Raw genomic sequence first — 13,438 nt, forward strand, 5'->3', positions numbered from 1 at the left:
CATGATTCCTGTTTAACATGATTCCTGCTTAACATGCCCGATTACAGCTGCTGATTGACATAGGCCATCATTTCATCGACCGACGAGATCACCTTGGAGTTCATCTCGTATACCCGCTGCGCCTGGATCAGGTTGACCAGCTCTTCGGTCACGTTGACGTTGGAGGTTTCCAGCATGCCCTGCTTGATGGTGCCGTAACCGTCGGCACCGGCAATGCCCTGCAGTGGCGCACCGCTGGACTGGGTTGCCAGGTAGAGGTTTTCTCCTTTGGGCTGCAGGCCGGACGGGTTGGCAAAGTCGGTCAGCGTCAGCTGGCCAATCACCTGGGATTCGGCCTGACCGGCCAGCTGTACCGATACCTCACCGTTGGTGCCCACGCTGATGCTTTGGGCATTGCCGGGAATCTGCATTTCCGGCAGCAAGGGATAGCCATTGCCGGGGGTCACGATAATGCCTTCGTCGTTGAGCGCAAACTGACCGTTACGGGTGTAGCCGGTGGTACCGTCTGGCAGCATCACCTCGAAGAAGCCCCGGCCATCAATCATCACATCCAGGGCGTTGTCGGTAGTTTGCACGCTGCCCTGGGTAAAGGTTTTCTGGGTAGCCACCACCTTGCTGCCCGCCCCCAGCATAAGACCGGAGGGCAAGTTGGTGTCGGCGGTGGCGCGACCACCCGGCTGGTGCACGTTCTGATACAGCAGGTCTTCGAAGATGGCCCGGCCTTTCTTGAAACCAACGGTGCTGGCGTTGGCCAGGTTGTTGGAGGTAACCGAAATATTGGTCTGCTGGGCATCGAGGCCGGTTTTGCTAATCCATAATGCGGGGTTCATCGCAATCTCCTTTAGATGCGCAGCAACTGTGCGTGGGCTTTATCATTCTCTTCGGCGTGGCTCATCATCTTCATCTGGGTTTCAAAACGCCGCTGCAGATCGATCAGGTGGGTCATTTCGGCCACCGGGTTGACGTTGCTGCCTTCCAGCGCACCGGCAATCAGCTGCACCTGCGCCGACGGTGCCTCGGCCTGACCGTCTTTGCGACGAAAGAGACCATCCAGTCCTTTTTCGATATCGCCGTGTTCGGGCAGCACCGTCTTGATGCGTTGCAGTTCGGCACCGCCGTCGGCCGGCTCGCCTTCCAGCCGGGCAAAGATGGTGCCGTCTTTGTTGATTTCCATTTTTTCCAGCGGCAGCGGCAGAAAAATGGGCCCGCCGTTGTCGTCCAGCACGTTGAGGCCGTTGCTGGTTTGCAGCATGCCCTCGGGCGTCACCTGCAAATTGCCGAAACGGGTGTAAGCCTCGGTGCCGTCTTTGGACTCCACCGCCAGCCAGCCGTCGCCGGACACGGCAACGTCAAGATCCCGACCCGTGGTCTGAATGGGACCGGAGGCAAAACTTTGCCCCGGCCGCTCGGCCATGGCAAATACCCGGCTGGGCAAGCCTTCGCCAAAGGCCTGCATGGCCCGGGCCTGCTCCATATCGGCCTTGAAACCGGTGGTATTGGCGTTGGCCAGGTTGTTGGCTCGCAGGGCCACACTGTGCATGTTTTCTTTGGCGCCAGACATGGCGATATAAAGCAAATGATCCATTTCAGCTCCGTCGACGCTGTTGCCGAATAAGTACTGAGTGATGCTGAACGTCAGCTATTGTACCAATTACATTACAGAGTTATCTGCAAAATTGGTGCCATTAAACATAGTGAGGGGTAAAGCGAGAGGCGTGAGGGGGTTGAGACAAAAGCTCAACAATCGGTGTTAAACAACCCAACACCGATTGTTTCTATCAGAACAAAATTTACCGACTATCTGTGGTCCAAAAGCCACAGGCCACATAGGGGAGTCAGACTTTTCTTTGTCTGCCTCCCTCACTCTTCACGCCTTACCCCTCACGATTTAGGTTACCGGATCTGCAATATGGTCTGCTGCAGTGTGCTGTTCACTTCCAGCGCCCGGGAGTTGGCCTGGAAGTTACGCTGGGCGGTGATCAGGTCTACCAGCTCGGTGGTCAGGTTGGTATTGGATTGCTCCAGCGCCGCCACGCTGACCTTGCCGAAAATACCGGTATTGGGCTGACCGGTAACCGCCTCGCCCGACAGCAACGATTCACGCCATTGGGTATCACCAACCTGGGTCAGGCCCTGATCGTTCGGGAAGCGCGCCATGGCTACGATGCCCAAGTTTTCGGTACTGCCGTTGCTGTAGGTCGCCTGCACCAAGCCGTCTGCACCAACATCCACCTTGGTCAGGCGGCCGACGGTGGTGCCGTCCTGGCTGGATTGAGTGACTTCGAAGGGGCCGGAGTTCAGGGTGGCAGAGTCTATTTTAACGTCCAACGTCTGAGCCGGATTAGAACCGTTACTAAAATTCAAAGGCTCGGTTGTCAGAGGATCTGGTGTTTTTGACAGCAACTGACCACCCGTATCAAATTGCAGCTCTTGAGTATTGATTACCGGTACACTGGTAGGGTCGGGCAGAGGTGGTACATCGGTGGTACCCAAGGCATTTTTACCATCTACATAGACAAACATCTGCCATTTGTTTTCGCCGGGCGCCGCTGTATCGTCTTTCACGAAATACTGGGTCATGGTGTGAGTATCCCCCAGAGAGTCGTACACCGTCATAGAGGTCGACGAGGTATAAGTTGCAGAATCTGTAGGATCAAAATCGGCGACCGTTAGGGAATCGGCCTTGACCGGCAGATTGACACCGGTCTTGATCTCAGTCGTCGCCTGAGGATCACCGGCCTTGTCGGGGATCCGCAGTGGCTGGGTGGTGTTCAGGCCCAGACCGGACGGGGTACCGTCCTCGTTGGCGGCATAGGTTTGCAGGTAGTTGCCCTGAGAGTTGGTAACAAAGCCCTGATCGTTGAGGCGAAAGGCACCGGCACGGGTAAAAGTACGATCGAGCGAGCCGAGTTCGTTGGACATCACGAAGAAGCCGCTGCCGTTGATGGCCATGTCCAGCGAGTTGTTGGTGAACTGCAGTGCGCCCTGGTGAAACTGTTGGGCCACCGAGGCGGTTTGCACACCGCTGCCGGTACTGGTTTTGGAGTTGGAAAAAATGGAGTTGGCGTACACGTCGGCAAATTCGGCGCGGGACTCTTTAAAGCCAATGGTATTGACGTTGGCAATGTTATTGGCGGTCACGTCCAGGTCTTTCTGGGACGCATTCACACCGCTCAGGGCAATATTAAAAGACATTAATGTTCTCCTTACGCCGCTTTACGGCCAGCTATTTCGAGTACCTGATTCAGGGGAATGCCCCCAAGACCAGCAAGATTCACCAGGGTTGGGCTGTTGGCACTGCCTAAGGTCACGCTGTCGACCCGGCCAAAGGCCAGGGCGTTTAGGTCTTCACGCTGATTGTCAATCAGGCCGCTGACCTTGATTTTGTAGCGGCCCTCGGGAGCCGGCTCCCCCTTGTCATTCAGGCCGTCCCAGCTAAATGGCACGTTGCCTTGTTGTGGGCCATCCAGGGGAATGCTACGTATCAATTCGCCCTTTTCGTTCTCTATTCTTATCAACACGTTATCGGCGCCCTCACCGGTCACGGCCACGCCATCTACCGGCTCGGCCCGATCCCAGTAAGCCAGATCGCTGGGTAACAAGACTTTTTGCCCAACCAGACTGGAGGCCTGCAGTGCCTGGCTGGAGGTCATGACGTCGCTCAGGCTCGACAGTTTTTCGCTCATCTGATTGATGCCGTCGGCGGTGGTGAAAGACGTCATCTGGGCAATCATCTGGGAATTGTCTGCCGGTTTGAACGGATCCTGATAGGCCAGTTGCTGGGTCATGAGGGCGAAAAAGTCTTCCTGCCCCAACTGTGCCCGGCTGGGATCCTGAGCTTTTTCGGCGGGGCTTTGCTCCCCCGGCCATTTGAGACCGTTTAAATAGTCTTGGTTAACTTGCATGGCTTATTACCCCTTACCCAGACGCAGGGTTTGCTGCAGCATCTGCTTGGCCGCATCGGCCACCTGCACGTTGGTCTGGTAGTTGCGCGAGGCGCTGAGCATGTCTGTCATCTCTTCCACCACATTGACGTTGGGCTTGTAGATGAAGCCATCCTGATCCGCCATCGGATGATCGGGGCGAAATTCCTTTAACAGCGGTTTGTCGGTTTCCACTATGCCCATTACCTTGACGCCGACGCTTTCCTGACGGTCGGACAAGGCCTGATCCAGATCGGCGGCGAACACCGGTTTGCGAGCACGGTAGGTTTCGTTGATGCTGGAGCTGACGCTGTCGGCGTTGGCCAAATTACTGGCGGTGGTGTTGAGCCGCACCGACTGGGCGCTCATGGCGCTGCCGGAAATATCAAATACCTTAAACAGGCTCACATTGAATCTCCTTTGATGGCCTTCAACAGGCCGCTGATCTTGCCGTTAAGAAATTCCAGCGAGGCCTGATACTGCAGGGCGTTTTCCATGTAGTTGTTACGTTCGGTCTGCACGTCCACGGTATTACCGTCGCCGGTATCCGGCTGATTGGGGACGCGAAACTGCACCGTGCCGGGGGAAGCAAGCTCTACGGCAAAGTGTTGTTGACTGGTGCGGCTCAGCGAGAAGCCCTGATTGGTCTGCGCCTGACTCAGGGCAGACTGAAAGTCCATGTCTTTGGCTTTGTAGCCGGGGGTGTCTGCATTGGCCAGGTTGCCGGCGAGCAATTCGGCCCGTTCGGAACGGGCCACCAGGGCGTGTTGATGAATACCAAAGGCTTTGTCGAACGAAATCGTCACCTGGCACCTCTTGCGTTATGTTGACGCCATATCGTGGCTAAAACGCATGCCACGAAGCTATGCCTAAAATAAAGCAAAAGGTGTGCCAGCTATTACTTGAGACGATAGATGATACCGGGGCTGCAACGGATCATCTCGAACTTGTCGGACAGGCCGGTCAGTGATTCGGAGGCCCCCAGCAACAGGTAGCCGCCGGGATTCAGGCTGCTGGCAAACTGGTTGAGGATCCTGGACTTGTTCTCGGGAGAGAAATAAATCAGCACATTACGGCAGAAGATAATGTCGAACTTGCCCAACAGGCTGTAGCTGTCCAGCAGGTTGAAGGGACGAAAGCTGACCATGTTTCTCACCTTGGCCTGCAACTGCATCTTGCCGTCGGTCAGCGGGGTAAAAAACTGCTTGCGGCGCTCGGGAGACAAGCCGCGCGCCAGCGACAGGCTGTCGTAAATGCCGCTCTTGCACTGCTCCAGCATGCTGGTGGAAATGTCGGTGGCAACAATTTGCAGCCCCGGCAAGCCGCCCGGCCGCCGAGCCTGATATTCCAGTGCCGTCATGGCAATGGAGTAAGGCTCCTGACCGGAAGAGCTGGCGGCAGACCAGACTTTCAACGACTTGCCCGGTTTGGCCAACTCCGGAAACAGTTTGTCCGTTAGCAGGGTAAAGGGGTAGCCGTCTCGAAACCACAGGGTTTCGTTGGTGGTCATGGCGTCGATAACCGCCGTTTCCAGCTCCCGTTCGCGTACCGACATGGCTTTGCTGATCAACTCGTCGAGTGAGTCTATCTGAAAGCGAGTCAGTAGCGGAGACAGCCGACTTTTTACCAGATACTGCTTGTTATCGCCCAGCACAATGCCGGTGCCGGCTTCAAGAAACTGGCAAAATACCCGGTACTGCTCGTCGGTAAAGTTCTTCATCCGTGTTGTTTACACCTTTATTACAGCGCTTGTTTCACCGCCGATGCCAGCTCGTCCGGGTGGAATTTGGCGATAAAATTATTCGCCCCCACCTTTTCCACCAGCGCCTTGTTGAATACACCACTCAGAGAAGTATGCAGGATCACATACAAGTCTTTCAGTGCAGGATCATTACGGATTTCTGCCGTCAGGGTATAACCGTCCATCTCCGGCATTTCCACATCCGAGATCACCATCGACAGTTGCTCGTTGATGGGGCCGGTAGCGGCCATTTCTCTGAGTTTGTTCAGCGCAAGCTTGCCATTTTCGGCAACGATGCATTCCAATCCCAGGGTCGCCATGGTTTTCTGGATCTGGCGTCGGGCCACCGAGGAGTCATCTGCAATCAATATCGGTTTTTGCCGTTCGGTATTTAAATGCGAAACCTGCTCTACAATCTCGGCGTTCACCGTGGTCTTGACCGGGGCGATCTCATCGAGAATTTTTTCCACATCCAGAATTTCCACCAGCTCGCCGTCGATCTCGGTCACTGCCGTCATGTAATTGAGGCGACCCGCCCCTTTGGGCGGCGGCAATATCGACTCCCAGTTGACGTTGATGATCCGCTCAACCGAGTTCACCAGAAAGCCCTGCACAGAGCGGTTGTATTCGGAGATAATCACGAAGCTGTTTTCAGTCTGCTCTATGGGCCGGCCGCCCATGGACTTGCTCAAGTCGATAATGGAAATGGTTTGGCCACGAATATTGGCAACGCCTTTGACCATGGTATTACGCTGTGGCAAGCCGGTCAGCCTGGGGCACTGCAACACTTCCTTTACCTTGAACACGTTAATGCCAAATCTTTGACGTCCGTTCAGCTTGAACAGCAGCAGTTCCAGCCTGTTCTGACCGACGAGTTGTGTTCTCTGGTTTACCGAGTCGAGTATCCCCGCCATTACCTTGTCTCCATCTGTACCATGGCATGCTTTTTGCGTAAATTAAATAACGATGCTTATCATGCTTGAGTTATACGACGCCAGCTTAACACCCGCCCAAGGCAGACACCAACTGAAGCCAGCCTAACGTGTTTTATCGGCCATGAGGTAGTAATGCTTAAGAGAAATTTTCCGCTTTTTAACATTCTGGTTCGCACATCATCACTGGCAACGCTCGGCCGACTGCTCTGCTGGTTGCTTGCCGCTTCGCTATGGCCGGCCCTGGCTCAAGCGTCGGTGCATGATGAACTTCGCCATTATGCCGAAGACTATGTGCGAGATTTGGTCCCCTTGCAACCGGGTGATCGGCTGCACGTCAACGCGGCCAGCATCGATACCCGATTATCGTTAACCGAATGCCTGGGCAAGCTGACCGCCGATATTCGCGGTGCCGGCGAGGTACGTCGCAATACCCACGTTTATCTGCAATGCCATGAGCAGCCAGGCTGGGACCTGTTTGTGCCGGTACGGGTTAAAATACTCAAGCCGGTGGTCACCGCCGCCGACCCCGTTGCCCGCAATACCCTGCTGCAGGCGCAGCATTTAACCGTGGATTATCAGGATGAAGTGTTACTGCGCGGCGATGTATTCAGCTCGCCGGATGAACTGATTGGCGCACGCAGCAAGCGGGATTTACGCCCCGGCCAGCCTATTCGTAGCAGCCAACTGTGTGTGGTATGCAAGGGCGACAAGGTCGGCATTCTCGCGCAAACCGGGGGATTAATGCTGAAAACCGACGGCATGGCGCAGGAAGACGGCGGCTTTAATGACAGCATTCGTGTGCGCAATATCAACTCCGGTCGAGACATTACCGCCCGGGTCATGGCCGCCGGTCGCGTGCAGGTCAAACTTTGACATCCTCCTCGGCCTAAAGGCCGAGGATTCCTACTGCGGTTAAACGCTTGCGCTTAACTCACTTCGGTGGGTTCCTGCTGCTGGCGACATTAATGCATCGCTCACTTCACAGGCTAACCGGGCGTGTCCCGCCCTTAATACATTAATGGCACCGACCACATCGGCGTTTTCCTCAAATTCACAGGCCACACAGACAAACAGCGCCTGGCTCTGACGGTTATCCGCCGAGATATACCCACAGCAGGGGCAGGTTCGGCTGGTGTTCTTCGGCGGCACGGCTATCAGGTGCCCGCCTTGCCAGGCCAGCTTGTAGTCGAGCTGGCGGCGGAACTCGAACCAGCCCTGGTCGAGAATGGCCTTGTTCAGACCCGACTTGGCCCGTACGTTGCGCCCCGGCGCCGCTGCCGTCCCTGCCGCTGACCTGGACATGTTCCGTACCTGCAAGTCCTCGATACACACCATCGCGTGGTTTTTGCTGATGGCGGTCGTGATTTGGTGCAGGTAGTCGCGGCGGGCGTGGCCGACACGGGCATGGAGGCGCTGGACCCGGGCTTTCGCCTTCTTCCAGTTCCGGCTGAATTTGGTTTTTCGGCTCATCGCCTGCTGCACTTTGCGCAAGGCGGTTTCGTGCCGCTTGAAGCTGTTGAGTGGGGCGTAGAAGCTGCCATCTGACAAGGTGGCGAAGCGGGCAATCCCCATATCAATCCCGATAGCGCCGCCATGGTGGAGCGGCACGGCGACCTCTCGCTCGGTCTGGATAGCGGCATACCACTTGCCGTTTGACTGGCTCACGGTGACGTTCTTGATCACCCCGAGCACGTCCCGGCTGTGGCGGTAGCGCACCCAGCCCAACTTGGGCAGGAAGAGGCGACGATTGCCCTGGTCGAGTTTGTAACCTTGTGGATAGCGGAAGCTATCGCCGCGCCCCTTCTTTTTGAAGCGTGGGAAATCGGCTCGTTTGGCGAAGAAGTTGGTGTATGCCCGCTCCAGATCTTTAAGCGTTTGCTGCAATGCCTGAGAGGGGGTATCGGCCAGCCAGGCGGTTGAACCGTCCCGCTTCCATTGGGTCAGTTGCTTGCACAGTTCCGCATAGCCGAGCTTCTTCTCGCCCTGCTCGCGGCGCTCCTGCTGCAACGCCAGTGCCTTGTTGAACACGAAGCGGCATGAGCCAGCGAAACGGCGCATTTGCCGCTGTTGCTGGCCATCTGGCCGAAGTGCGTATTTGAAGGCTTGAAGTCGTTGCATGGTCACAATATAGTTTGGTCCATGAAAAAACTCAACGACATCAGAACAGGCAGGCACTGTATTTTCTCCATGCACGTTCATTTGGTCTTTGTGGCCAAATATCGCAGGAGAGTATTCGATAAGGCCGCCATCGACCGCCTCAGAGCACTGTTCACCAAGATCTGCGCTGACTTTGAGGCTGAACTGAAAGAGATGGATGGGGAGATTGACCATGTTCACCTGCTGGTGAATTACCCGCCAAAAGTGGCGGTATCGGCGCTGGTGAACAGCTTGAAAGGGGCATCCAGTCGGGTATTGAGAAAAGAGCGGCCAGATATAGCAGCCAAGTTCTACTACAAGGGGGCCTTGTGGTCGCCATCCTACTTTGCGTCAAGCTGCGGTGGAGCTCCGATAGAGATCATCCGCCAGTACATAGAGCAACAACAAACGCCCCATTAACCACGGAACGGCTACGCCGTTCACACCTTATATCCCCGCCATGAATGACGGGGCTTTACGGTGTTTATGGTAAATTCTGCTAAAGTTACGGCTACAGAGGCCGATACTTCATTTATGCAGCAGTAACATCAGGACTTGACCATTATGGCTATCGATAAATTACCTCCCGGCCTCGGCAGCACGACGCCGTTGGCGAACAATGCAAAGTACAAGGCATCAACCACCACCGGCGCACAGCCCGATGGCAGTACAGCCGCGATTCGCCAGGATGAAGTCACCCTGACCCCTCAGGCCAAACGCCTCAGTCAGATGCAGCAATCGTTGGCAACCACGCCCGCTCCCGATAACAGTGCCCGGCTGGATGCACTGAAAAAAGCCATCAATGAAGGCAGCTACCAGGTAGAGAGTGAACGACTGGCGGCTAATATTTCTCGCTTTGAACAGGATTTGGAAGGCCTCTGACATGCCCCTTGATGTGCTGCTGAACCATCAAAAATCACAACTCGAGCTACTGCTGGAGATTACCCATCAAGAGCGCGACTTGATTGTTAAACGCAAGGCGCTTGAACTCCCCCCGTTGACCGAGCGCAAGCAGGCATTGCTGATCGAGATTCAGAATACCGATAGCCAGCTTGCCGGCCATCCCGAACGGGAGCGCCTGAACGGCGATTATCATGATCGGGTAGCGGAGTTGCGGGCGCTGTTGCAACAATGCCAGGAGCAGAACCAGGTGGCCGGGCAACTGCTGGAGCAATCGCTCAACGGTATTCGCCAGCTGACCAATATTCTGAGCCGGCTGCATGAACGCCAAAGCATGACCTATGACCAGAAAGGTCACACCAAAGGCATCAACAAAGGCGTTGGTTTCAAGGTTTAAGAAAAGGGGGGGATTAACACTCCGCCCTTCCCCCTTTACGTTTCACCCTTGTTTTTATATTCGACCACCCTGGGTCAATTGCCTCGTCGCAATTGCTCGTAAACCGCCAGATCCAGTTCAAGCTCGGTGATGTAGATGTCACCATCGGGATAACTGTTTACCACTCGCGCGCCCCTGACCACGCCACGGCTGCTGTTACTGACGGTACCATCCTGCAGTACATGACTGCTCATTTGGCTGGAGCTACTGGTCATCACGCCACCCAACTGCTCGGTCAACTCGCGATAGGCATCCATCTTTGACGCCCGCATGGCATGCAGCAGCTTCTGCTGATGATTGGCAGGCTGCTGCAGGCTGATTGGGGCATACCCCACCGCATACAGATGGTTTTTGGCCGGCCGGACGTCGCCCTGTTGCCCGCTGCACCCCGCCAGCATCAACAACAGCAAGGCACACAGATTATTTCGCATAACGGCTCCTTTGCTCCGGGGTCATCACAACCCGGGGCTCAGGCCCCTGTGCCCTGAGCATGCCGGCAACCAGATATTCGGGAATAAACTGCTGGGCACTGGCCACCAGGCTGTTGTCGCCCATCGAGACCAGTCGTGCATTAATCAAACGTCCGCCCGTGGTTTCACTAACTGTGCCATGCAACAGATAGCGGGCACCGATACGTGAACTGAGCTGCCGATAGTCCCGGCTGGTACTGACATCTCCTTGCGGGGTGATACGAATAAAAGGCAGCGCCTTGAAGTCGACCACGCGCAAGCCATATTGATTGAGCTGGAACATCATGGTTTCCGACAGCAGGCGGCCAAAGTCGTCCTGGCTGTGATAGTCCTGCTGATCAACAAAGCCACTGACGGCAATGCCCGACTGACTGTCCAGATGATGCGCGCTCGACACCAGATGGTAAGCCAGAGCCGACATATGCTGCTGCAACCGGGTTTGGCCGCCCACCAGTGAAGGCCCGGCAGATGGCAGATAGGCGCTGCGAGTTCCGGCACTCATCCGCATGGGAATGCCATCTCGACTATGTCTGGGTGATGCCTGCGTTTGCCCCAAAGATCCCGGCGGTTTGCGATTGATGTAGTGGGACGCATGATCGTGGGGCAGGTAATGATGTTGGTCATCAAACTGCGACTTCCCCGCTCCCGAGCAGGCCGTCAGGCCCAGTACGGCAACAAGGAAAAAAGGTCTGCTCATGCACCGACTCCCGCTAAATTGGTTAAATGAAACTCGATAGGTTATCGACCGGAGGCCGGCAGACTTTACCCGGCCTGCAGTAAAACAACCATATGACACGCCAGGCGAACAGAATAACTCGTTTGAAATATTCGCGTATTTAACGCTTTTATCGACGTATCAGGCAAGATTTTTGCATAATCCTTGCCAAGAAGTATCAACAATTGACCGCCGCCGTGATTTCATCTGGCTGCCGCTGTTACACAGGATACCCAGTGTCGATAAAAGCCTTGTTACCCTCATTCTTTCTGCTGCTGCCATTGGCAGCTCACGCCGACTGGTATCAGGCCGAAGGCTCGGCACCGCTCAGCCTTGGGGCAGAAACCGCCCGCCAGCAGGCGCTGGAGCAGGCGTTGACCGATGCTCTGTTGCAGGCCGGCGCTTCGCTGACCACGGTGCAGTCGGTTACCAACGGAGCCCTCTCGGGTCAGCAGATCGATATTGCCGCTCAGGGTGAACTGATGGACTACGTCATCCTTGATGAGCAGCATTCACAGGGCCAGCTAAGACTGACGCTGCGCGCCGATATCTGGCCCGATGGTGATGTACAGCCACAGTGTGCCGGTCGTTATCGCCCGGGTCTGACCCTCAGTCGTTTTCCGCTGTTGCACCCCGAGCAGGGCCAGATTGGCCAGATATATGAACTGGGCGTCGCCGTTACCGCCAGATTGGCGCAACACCTGACACCCGGCGTCAATTTGATGACACAGCTGCCTCACCGGCTGACCACCGATTATCAGCTGCCCCGCAGCCCCGGTCTGCGTCAGGGCAGTGATGTACTGGCACAACAGCAGCAATCCCGACTGCTGCTAAGCGGAGTGATTGATGATATCAGCATGAATAAGGGCAACTGGGTTAAATGGCGTTTCACCAATATGCCGCGCCAGTTTGGCCTCTCGATTACCCTGGAAGACAGTCTGACCGGTGAACGCTTGCTGCAACAGCATTACCAGACCATATCACCCTGGTCTTTCAGCAAGCACGCCAGGGTAAAGGTACATGAACAGAGCTTCTGGCAGTCGGCCTACGGCCAGTCGGTAGATCAACTGCTGTTACGTATCGCTCGTGATGTCACCAATGCCCAGTCGTGCATGAAGGCCATTGGTCATATATTGCAGCAGTCTGAAGAAGGTATATTGATGGATCTTGGCCGCCAGGCCGGCATTCAACCCGGCGATCGCTTCACCCTTGTTCACCGTCGCCAGCTTCAGCCCGGCTACTACAGCGAAACCTCATCCAAGGCCCAATTTGTAGTGCAACAGAGTCACACCGACTACAGCCTGCTGGCACCGGCCGATAATGAAGCCCGCCAGATCAACATTACCCCGGGCGATATGCTGACCAGCGTCAAGTGATCCAGCGTGAGGCGTGAGGCGTGAGGCGTGAGGCGTGAGGCGTGAGGCGTGAGGCGTGAGGCGTGAGGCGTGAGGCGTGAGGCGTGAGGCGTGAGGCGTGAGGCGTGAGGCGTGAGGCGTGAGGCGTGAGGCGTGAGGCGTGGCAGCATAAGGGCACATTGCCAAACTACACCAGAAAAACATCGAGGCCGGCAGCGCCGGTGTTCTCCTCCTCACGCCTCCCTCTTCACTCCTCACTATTTTTCAGACATGAAAAAAGCCCGATTCTTTCGAATCGGGCTTTTTAATTGGGTGCCTGGCGTGGCCCGTCCCCTCGCAACGCTCGGGTCGCGAAGCACTGAAAAAGCGCTGCTTTTTCCGGGCGTGCTTCGCCCTACTTTCACTGTTGAGAAGTCGCTGCGCTCCGCTGAGTCTACCTTTGCCATGTGAAATAGTGTGATCTGCAGACGTAAAAAAGCCCGATTCTTTCGAATCGGGCTTTTGTATTGGGTGCCTGGCAGTGACCTACTTTCACATGGCAGCTGCCACACTATCATCGGCGCGGGTGCGTTTCACTTCTGAGTTCGGCATGGGATCAGGTGGGACCACAACGCTATCGCCGCCAGGCATAAACTGGTGTTTGTCAGCTAAGGCTAACAAACGCTGGAAAACTGATTAACAGTGCTCGAATGAATTCGACCCTACAGAACGTTTTTTATACCCGTTCTGTCTGTTTGATTTGAAATAATTTGTTTGTTCTTGACCGCAAGGTCTCACACTTCTTGGGTGTTGTATGGTTAAGCCGCACGGGTCATTAGTACAGGTTA

General features: G+C 55.6%; 16 protein-coding genes and 1 rRNA gene. 5 read left to right on the forward strand and 12 right to left on the reverse strand.

Annotated features, from left to right (window positions below; genetic code table 11):
- Positions 1-41: 41 nt before the first annotated feature.
- The 8 genes from flgG to ABD827_RS12350 all read right to left on the reverse strand — a co-directional run bounded on the left by flgG (position 42) and on the right by ABD827_RS12350 (position 6,578).
- Positions 42-830, reverse strand: coding sequence for a flagellar basal-body rod protein FlgG (gene flgG, locus ABD827_RS12315; protein WP_344965045.1), 789 nt, complete (start codon positions 828-830; stop codon positions 42-44).
- An 11-nt stretch (positions 831-841) separates the two neighbouring features.
- Positions 842-1,585 carry a flagellar basal body rod protein FlgF gene (locus ABD827_RS12320; protein ID WP_344965046.1) on the reverse strand — a complete coding sequence of 248 codons (744 nt, stop codon included), beginning with the start codon at positions 1,583-1,585 and terminating at the stop codon, positions 842-844.
- 308 nt (positions 1,586-1,893) lie between these two features.
- Complete coding sequence (gene flgE / locus ABD827_RS12325; protein WP_344965047.1) at positions 1,894-3,195, reverse strand: flagellar hook protein FlgE; 1,302 nt, start codon at positions 3,193-3,195, stop codon at positions 1,894-1,896.
- A gap of 11 nt (positions 3,196-3,206) precedes the next feature.
- A complete protein-coding gene (locus ABD827_RS12330; protein ID WP_344965048.1) occupies positions 3,207-3,905 on the reverse strand; it encodes a flagellar hook assembly protein FlgD in 699 nt (232 codons plus the stop codon).
- Positions 3,906-3,911: 6 nt separating this feature from the next.
- Positions 3,912-4,331 carry a flagellar basal body rod protein FlgC gene (gene flgC / locus ABD827_RS12335; protein WP_298717748.1) on the reverse strand — a complete coding sequence of 140 codons (420 nt, stop codon included), beginning with the start codon at positions 4,329-4,331 and terminating at the stop codon, positions 3,912-3,914.
- Positions 4,328-4,729, reverse strand: a complete 402-nt coding sequence (flgB, locus tag ABD827_RS12340) for a flagellar basal body rod protein FlgB (protein WP_344965049.1) — start codon at positions 4,727-4,729, stop codon at positions 4,328-4,330. The genes flgC and flgB overlap by 4 nt, the downstream gene beginning before the upstream one ends.
- Positions 4,730-4,821: 92 nt before the next feature.
- Positions 4,822-5,643, reverse strand: a complete 822-nt coding sequence (locus tag ABD827_RS12345; protein WP_344965050.1) for a CheR family methyltransferase — start codon at positions 5,641-5,643, stop codon at positions 4,822-4,824.
- A 20-nt stretch (positions 5,644-5,663) separates the two neighbouring features.
- Positions 5,664-6,578 (reverse strand): chemotaxis protein CheV, encoded by a 915-nt coding sequence (locus ABD827_RS12350; RefSeq protein WP_344965051.1) that lies wholly within the window; start codon positions 6,576-6,578, stop codon positions 5,664-5,666.
- Between the two features lie 153 nt (positions 6,579-6,731).
- Between ABD827_RS12350 and flgA the strand changes: the two genes are divergently transcribed.
- Positions 6,732-7,472 (forward strand): flagellar basal body P-ring formation chaperone FlgA, encoded by a 741-nt coding sequence (gene flgA, locus ABD827_RS12355; protein ID WP_344965052.1) that lies wholly within the window; start codon positions 6,732-6,734, stop codon positions 7,470-7,472.
- A 39-nt stretch (positions 7,473-7,511) separates the two neighbouring features.
- Here the strand turns inward: flgA and ABD827_RS12360 are convergent, their stop codons facing one another.
- The gene (locus tag ABD827_RS12360; RefSeq protein ID WP_344965065.1) at positions 7,512-8,717 is read right to left on the reverse strand and encodes an RNA-guided endonuclease InsQ/TnpB family protein; all 1,206 of its coding nucleotides are present in this window, start codon (positions 8,715-8,717) and stop codon (positions 7,512-7,514) included.
- Positions 8,718-8,738: 21 nt separating this feature from the next.
- Here ABD827_RS12360 and tnpA point away from each other — a divergent pair, with 21 nt between their 5' ends.
- The 3 genes from tnpA (at position 8,739) to ABD827_RS12375 (ending at position 10,032) form a co-directional block, all read left to right on the forward strand.
- Positions 8,739-9,155 carry an IS200/IS605 family transposase gene (gene tnpA / locus ABD827_RS12365; RefSeq protein WP_344965053.1) on the forward strand — a complete coding sequence of 139 codons (417 nt, stop codon included), beginning with the start codon at positions 8,739-8,741 and terminating at the stop codon, positions 9,153-9,155.
- 144 nt (positions 9,156-9,299) lie between these two features.
- Positions 9,300-9,617 (forward strand): flagellar biosynthesis anti-sigma factor FlgM, encoded by a 318-nt coding sequence (gene flgM / locus ABD827_RS12370; RefSeq protein WP_344965054.1) that lies wholly within the window; start codon positions 9,300-9,302, stop codon positions 9,615-9,617.
- 1 nt (position 9,618) lies between these two features.
- On the forward strand, positions 9,619-10,032 hold the full coding sequence (locus ABD827_RS12375) for a flagella synthesis protein FlgN (protein ID WP_344965055.1): 414 nt from the start codon (positions 9,619-9,621) through the stop codon (positions 10,030-10,032).
- 74 nt (positions 10,033-10,106) lie between these two features.
- On the opposite strand, the gene ABD827_RS12380 is transcribed toward ABD827_RS12375, so the two are convergent.
- Both ABD827_RS12380 and ABD827_RS12385 read right to left on the reverse strand, forming a co-directional pair.
- Positions 10,107-10,502, reverse strand: a complete 396-nt coding sequence (locus tag ABD827_RS12380; RefSeq protein ID WP_344965056.1) for an LPP20 family lipoprotein — start codon at positions 10,500-10,502, stop codon at positions 10,107-10,109.
- Positions 10,492-11,238: a FlgO family outer membrane protein gene (locus tag ABD827_RS12385; RefSeq protein ID WP_344965057.1), complete on the reverse strand. Its 747-nt coding sequence runs from the start codon at positions 11,236-11,238 to the stop codon at positions 10,492-10,494. The genes ABD827_RS12380 and ABD827_RS12385 overlap by 11 nt, the downstream gene beginning before the upstream one ends.
- 254 nt (positions 11,239-11,492) lie before the next feature.
- On the opposite strand from ABD827_RS12385, the gene ABD827_RS12390 reads away from it, so the two are divergent.
- The gene (locus tag ABD827_RS12390; RefSeq protein ID WP_344965058.1) at positions 11,493-12,632 is read left to right on the forward strand and encodes a flagellar assembly protein T N-terminal domain-containing protein; all 1,140 of its coding nucleotides are present in this window, start codon (positions 11,493-11,495) and stop codon (positions 12,630-12,632) included.
- A 491-nt stretch (positions 12,633-13,123) separates the two neighbouring features.
- Here the strand turns inward: ABD827_RS12390 and rrf are convergent.
- Positions 13,124-13,238, reverse strand: a 5S ribosomal RNA gene (gene rrf, locus ABD827_RS12395).
- Positions 13,239-13,438 lie beyond the last annotated feature (200 nt).

The sequence above is a fragment of the Oceanisphaera sediminis genome, from assembly GCF_039539745.1.
Lineage (GTDB): Bacteria > Pseudomonadota > Gammaproteobacteria > Enterobacterales > Aeromonadaceae > Oceanimonas > Oceanimonas sediminis.